Source organism: Stenotrophomonas sp. SPM (assembly GCF_003105135.1).
Classification (GTDB): Bacteria; Pseudomonadota; Gammaproteobacteria; order Xanthomonadales; family Xanthomonadaceae; genus Stenotrophomonas.
Map to the genome: position 1 here is coordinate 1 of NZ_QETL01000157.1, position 5,898 is coordinate 5,898.

Annotated in this window: 6 protein-coding genes; 2 read left to right on the forward strand and 4 right to left on the reverse strand. The window is 66.3% G+C overall.

The window, feature by feature from the left end; genetic code table 11:
* Positions 1-94 precede the first annotated feature (94 nt).
* Complete coding sequence (locus tag DCO49_RS19100; protein WP_116865334.1) at positions 95-1,216, reverse strand: inorganic phosphate transporter; 1,122 nt, start codon at positions 1,214-1,216, stop codon at positions 95-97.
* A 13-nt stretch (positions 1,217-1,229) separates the two neighbouring features.
* Positions 1,230-1,856 (reverse strand): DUF47 family protein, encoded by a 627-nt coding sequence (locus tag DCO49_RS19105; protein ID WP_079221423.1) that lies wholly within the window; start codon positions 1,854-1,856, stop codon positions 1,230-1,232.
* 291 nt (positions 1,857-2,147) lie between these two features.
* Here DCO49_RS19105 and DCO49_RS19110 point away from each other — a divergent pair, with 291 nt between their 5' ends.
* Together DCO49_RS19110 and DCO49_RS19115 are read left to right on the forward strand one after the other, a co-directional pair.
* The gene (locus DCO49_RS19110) at positions 2,148-3,452 is read left to right on the forward strand and encodes a hemolysin family protein (protein ID WP_079221422.1); all 1,305 of its coding nucleotides are present in this window, start codon (positions 2,148-2,150) and stop codon (positions 3,450-3,452) included.
* On the forward strand, positions 3,436-4,107 hold the full coding sequence (locus tag DCO49_RS19115) for an exopolysaccharide biosynthesis protein (protein ID WP_116865335.1): 672 nt from the start codon (positions 3,436-3,438) through the stop codon (positions 4,105-4,107). The genes DCO49_RS19110 and DCO49_RS19115 overlap by 17 nt, the downstream gene beginning before the upstream one ends.
* A 128-nt stretch (positions 4,108-4,235) precedes the next feature.
* Here the strand turns inward: DCO49_RS19115 and DCO49_RS19120 are convergent, their stop codons facing one another.
* Both DCO49_RS19120 and DCO49_RS19125 read right to left on the reverse strand, forming a co-directional pair.
* Entirely contained in the window at positions 4,236-4,733 is a 498-nt protein-coding gene (locus tag DCO49_RS19120; protein ID WP_116865336.1) for a pyridoxamine 5'-phosphate oxidase family protein, read from the reverse strand.
* A gap of 70 nt (positions 4,734-4,803) precedes the next feature.
* Complete coding sequence (locus tag DCO49_RS19125) at positions 4,804-5,799, reverse strand: LLM class flavin-dependent oxidoreductase (protein ID WP_116865337.1); 996 nt, start codon at positions 5,797-5,799, stop codon at positions 4,804-4,806.
* Positions 5,800-5,898: the final 99 nt, after the last annotated feature.

Consider the following 5,898-nt stretch of genomic DNA (forward strand, 5'->3'; position numbering starts at 1 on the left):
CGAAAAAGCCCGCCGGAATCCGGCGGGCTTTTTCGTTTACCGGGGTCGGATCCCTTTCCCGCAGGGAAGGGCTCTGACCCCAAGGCAGTTGGCCTCAGGTCCAGCCGAACAGCTCGAACAGCTTCAGGATCAGGTACGCGCAGCCGCCGGCGGCGGGGATGGTCAGGATCCAGGCCCAGACGATGCGCTCGATCACGCCGAACCTCAGCGACCGCGGGTTCTTGGCGAAGCCCACGCCCATGATGGCGGTGGAGATGCTGTGGGTGGTCGAGACCGGCATGCCGAAGTGGGCCGCCAGGGTCAGGATCGTGGCCGAGCTGGTCTCCGCGGCGAAGCCGTGGATCGGGTGCAGCTTGACCATCTTGTGGCCCAAGGTCTTGATGATCTTCCAGCCGCCCGAGGCGGTACCGGCAGCCATCACCACCGCGCAGGTCAGCACGATCCACATCGCGATGCCGTCACCAGCGTGCGCGTCCGGGTGCATGAAGGCCAGCCACGACGGCAGGTCGTTCAACGCGCCGGTGGCTTCGGCACCAATCAGGGTCATGGCGATGATGCCCATGGTTTTCTGCGCGTCGTTGTGGCCGTGGGCGAAGCCCATGTAGGCCGCCGAAGCGATCTGCGCCTTGCCGAAGAAGGCATTGACGATGCGCGGGCGCGCCAGGCGACCGATGGCGCCGCCGATCTTGGCCAGGCCAGCGATGATCGCCCACAGCAGCACCATCACCACGATGCCGAGCAGGAAGCCGGCGATCGGCGAGGTGATCATCGGCACGAACACCTTCCACAGCAGGCCCTTGTTCTGCGCCCAGCTGCCCAGTCGCTCGGACCAGATCAGTGCGTCCCAGTTGTTGTGGGCCGCGGCCAGGCCGGCACCGCACAGGCCACCGATGAGCGCGTGCGAAGAGGAGGACGGCAGGCCCTTCCACCAGGTGATCAGGTTCCAGATGATGCCGCCCAGCAGCGCGCAGAGGATCACCTGCGGGGTGACATCCACGACGTTGGTGTTGAGCAGGCCCGAGGCAATGGTGAGTGCGACCGCGGTGCCGGTAAGCGCTCCGATCAGATTCATGCCGGCGGCCAGCATCACCGCCCAGCCGGGCGAGAGCACCTTGGTCGCCACTACGGTGGCAATGGAATTGGCAGTGTCGTGGAAGCCGTTGATGAACTCGAAGACGAGCGCGGCCAGGATCACCACCAGGACAAGGGTCAACATGCGGCGGCGTCCGTCAGCTGTTCTTCAAGACGATCTGGTACGCCACGACGCCAGCCTCGCGGCAGCGGTCGATGGCCTTTTCCAGGATCTCGAAGAATTCCTTCAGCAGGAACATCTGCAGGTTGTCCAGGCGGCCCGAGTAGATGTCGCGGTACAGCTCGAGCATCAGGCGGTCGGCCTCGTTCTCCAGCGAGCGCAGCTTCTCATTCAGCGCGGTCATGCGGTCCAGGTTCATGTGGCGCAGGTCGGCCACCATCTCCACCACCACGCCGGCCGCCTGTTCCAGCATCGCCGCGCGCGGCGCGAAGTCGATGTGTTCCAGGTGGGTCGTGGCCAGCGAATAGCGATCGGCGAACTTCTCGATCTGCTTCGGAATCTTGTACAGGGCCGAACCCAGCGCCTCGATGTCCTCGCGCTCGATCGGGGTCATGAAGCTGTCTACCAGCGCCTGGCTGATCTTGTCCGAGGCCGCGCGCTCGCGCAGGCGGGCCAGCTTGAAGGCGTCCAGCGCCGGCTGGCGGTCGGCCTCGCGCAGCATCGAATGCAGTGCCTTGGCAGCGTCGTTGGCCGCGACGGCGGCCTCATCAAGCAGGGTGTAGAACTGTTTGCCGGAACCGAAAATGGTCTGCAGAGAGAACATTGAGAAACCTGTCAGCCGTCGCGGGAAGGACGGCACCAGGACGAATTATGACCGCTAGATGACCATTCCGGGTATCCCCGCCCCCCAGAGGGGATGAAAACCCCCAACCTGAACAGGTAGTTGCCACCCCGCCATGGGCCTTTGCTAAGATGCCAGCGCGCCCCCGGGCGCACCTTATGGACGACGACCCTTACCCCCCTGCGCCGCGCCGGACCCCGTTCCTGAGCGCCTGCCGCCACCGCAAGCACCCGCCCTCCCTGCCACCAACCGGGGACGACGCCCGTGTTTGAAATGATCCTGATTGTTTTCGCGCTTGTTCTTCTGAACGGCTTCTTTGCCATGTCCGAGATGTCGGTCATGACCTCGCGCAAGAGCCGCCTGAAGCAGATGGCGGCCACCTCCAAGCGCGCAGCCAAGGCGCTGGAGCTCTCCGAGAAGCCCGAAAGCTTCCTGTCCACCGTCCAGATCGGCATTACCGTCATCGGCGTCCTGACCGGCTATCTGGGCGGTGAGGCGCTGGGCGAAGCCTTCGGCGGCTGGATCGAGGGGCTGATGCCCGGCTTTGCCTATGCCGGCAAGATCGGCACGGTGCTGGCTGTCAGCCTGATCACCTTCATCACCCTCATCTTCGGCGAGCTGGTGCCCAAGCGCCTTGCCCTGACCCGCTCGGAGGCCATCGCCGGCCTGGTGGCCATGCCGATGAGCTGGCTGGCGAAGCTGGCCCTGCCCTTCGTCTGGCTGCTGTCCAAGACCACCCAGCTGATGCTGAAGGTGATGGGCCTGGGCCAGGACGAGGCCGCGCAGGTGACCGAAGAAGAGATCCGCATGCTGGTGGCCGAGAGCCACGAGGCCGGCGTGATCGACACCCATGAGCGCGACATGATGAACCGTGTCATGCGCCTGGGCGACCGCACCGCCGACAGCCTGATGACCCCGCGCAACCGCATCGCCTGGCTGGACACCCAGGCCGGGCTGGAGCGCAACCTGGAAATCATGGCCGAGCACGAGTTCTCGCGCTACCCGGTGCTGCGCGACAACGACATGGACGTGGTCGGCATCCTGGAGCTGAAGTCGCTGGCCACGCGCATGGCGCGCGGTGACAACGCGCTGTTCCAGACCCTGCGCGAGCCGTTGTACGTTTCCGAATCGACCCACGCGATGAAGCTGCTGGAGATCTTCCGCGAGGAACAGCAGTCGATGGCACTGGTGGTGGACGAGTACGGCGAAATCCAGGGCCTGGTGACCATCAGCGACCTGATGGGTGCGGTGGTCGGCCGCTTGCAGGCGGTGGAAAACGCCGACGAAGACGCGCTGGTGGTGACCCGCGAAGACGGCTCGCTGCTGGTGGACGGCTCGCTGCCGATCGAGGACCTGCGCGAACTGATCGGCAGCAACGAGCTGCCCGACGCCGAGGACGGCGACTACTACACGCTGGCCGGCATGTGCATCCACTACTTCGGCCGCATCCCGCACGCGGGCGAATACTTCGACTGGGCCGGCTGGCGCTTCGAGGTGGTCGACCTGGATGGCGCACGCGTGGACAAGCTGCTGCTGCGCACCCTGTCTGACGAGCAGGCCGATGAGCTCACCGCCTGAGTCAAACCAGGCGCCGCACGACGAATCGGGCGAGCCGCGCCCGATCTACCGCAACGAGGGCATCCGTACCTTGCTGGCGATGTTCGCCTCCGGCGACCCGGCCGAGCACATGCCGCTCGGGCAGATCCTCAAAGACCTGCAGCAGAGCGCTTTCGGCGTATTCCTGTTCGTGGCCATCCTGCCCTCCTTCATTCCGATTCCGGGCATGGGCGGCGCGGTCAGCGGGCCGCTGGTGGTGTTGATCGGGCTGCAGATGCTGTTCTGCCGGCGCAAGCCCTGGCTGCCGGGCTTCATTGCCCGCCGCGGCCCCAAACGCGGGACCATGCAGAAGTTCCTGCGCCGTATTGATCGGCCATTGCGTCGACTGGACCGCATGCTCTCGCCGCGCATGCCGTCGCTGCTGGTTCCTCTGCCCGCGCATGCGTTCAGCGGCCTGCTGCTGGTGCTGTTGGGGGTGATGCTCTCGCTGCCAATCCCGTTCACCAACTTCCTGTTCGGCTTCCAGCTGCTGCTGTTCGCTCTGGCACTGCTGGAGCGCGATGGCGCGCTGATGCTGTTCAACTGGGTTGCCGCGCTGGTGGCGATCGCCTTCTTCGGCTTCAGTTCCGGGCAACTGGTGGGGTATACGGTGGAGCTGTTCCAGCGCTGGTTCTGAGTGATGGCCGCTGCGCTCGCCGGGCATGGCCCGGCGCTACCCTCCACGCGACATGATCATCCACGCTTGGCGTGGATCTACTGGATCATGGCGAAGCAGTAGATCCACGCCATGCGTGGATGAAACCTTCACCGCAGGTCAATGAACCCGTTGTCGCCCAGCTGCGCGGGCTCGTCCTGCACCGCCGACAGCACGAAGCTCAGCGCCTTGCCCAGCAGCGTGCCGGGGCCATCCCAGTATTCCGCCGAATCGGCGCGCACGTGGATCAGTCGCAGGTTCGGATCATCCTTGCCGCCCGGGAAGAACAGCTTCATCGGCGGCGACCACAATTCCTCGATCTTCGCGCGGTCGTCGACGATGCGCGCACGCCCCGCCACCGATACGTAAGTGTTCTTCGAAGGCGAGGCATAAGCCACGTTGACCCGCGGGTTGAGCGCGATCTCGGCCACCTTCGGGCTGTCGGCAGCGGTGGCGAACCAGAGGTCGCCATCGAAGGCGACCTGCTGGGTGCCCAGCGGGCGGCTGTACAGGCGGCCGTCGACGCCGACGGTGGTGAACATCGCCACCTCCACGTCCTTGATCAGTTCGGCCAGCTGGGCAATGTGTTCGGCGCGGGAATCGGCCATGGTTGGGGGCTCCGGTTGCAAGAGCCCCCATCAGACCCGGCGCGGCTGCAATGCGCCGTGATGCCGATGTTCAGCCCGCGTGGCGGGCGTGCCAGGCCTGCATGGCCAGCTCGAACGAGCGCAGGCGCGCGCGGTGGTCGTACAGGTTGGCGGTCAGCATCAGTTCGTCGGGCTTGTGGCGGTCGACGAAGGCGGCGATGCCCTCGGCCACCTGCCGCGGATCACCCAGCACGGTGCAGGCCAGCGCGCGCTCCACGCCCAGCTTCTCGTGCGGTTCCCAGAAGGTCTCGATGTCGTCGACCGGCGCCGGAATCCGGCCCGGGCGACCGCGACGCAGGTTGACGAAGCTCTGCTGCTGGCTGGTGAACAACCGGCGCGATTCGGCTTCGCTGTCACTGGCGACGACATTCAGCGCCAGCATCGCGTGCGGCTGCTTGAGCGTGGCCGAGGGGCGGAATTCGCGGCGATAGACGGCCAGCGCTTCATCCATCGAATCGGGCGCGAAGTGCGAGGCGAACGCATACGGCAGACCCATCGAGGCAGCCATGCGCGCACCGAACAGGCTGGAACCGAGTATCCAGGTCGGCACCCGCAGGCCACCACCGGGCACGGCCTGCACGGCCTGGCCGGGCTGCACCGGTTCGAAGTAATGCAGCAGCTCGCGCACGTCCTGCGGGAACTGGTCGGCGCTGTCGAAGTAGCGGCGCAGCGCGCGCGCCGTGGGCTGGTCGGTGCCGGGCGCGCGGCCCAGGCCGAGATCGATGCGGTCGGGGTACAGCGACGCCAGCGTGCCGAACTGCTCGGCCACCTGCAGCGGCGCGTGGTTGGGCAGCATGATGCCGCCGGAGCCGACGCGGATGCGCTTGGTGCCGCCGGCCACGTGGCCGATCAGCACGGCGGTGGCCGCGCTGGCGATGCCGGGCATGTTGTGGTGTTCGGCCAGCCAGTAGCGGCGGTAGCCCAGCGCATCGGCGTGCTGGGCCAGTTCCAGCATGTTGGCGAAGGCGGCGGTGGTATCGCTGCCCTCGCAGACCGGGGCCAGGTCGAGGATCGACAACGGGATCATCAGGCGTACTCCGTCACAAGATGTCCCCTTGCATGGGGTCGGGACGGGGCCACCGCCAGTGACGGTGGCAGGATGCTGATTCCTGCGGGGCGGGTGTAG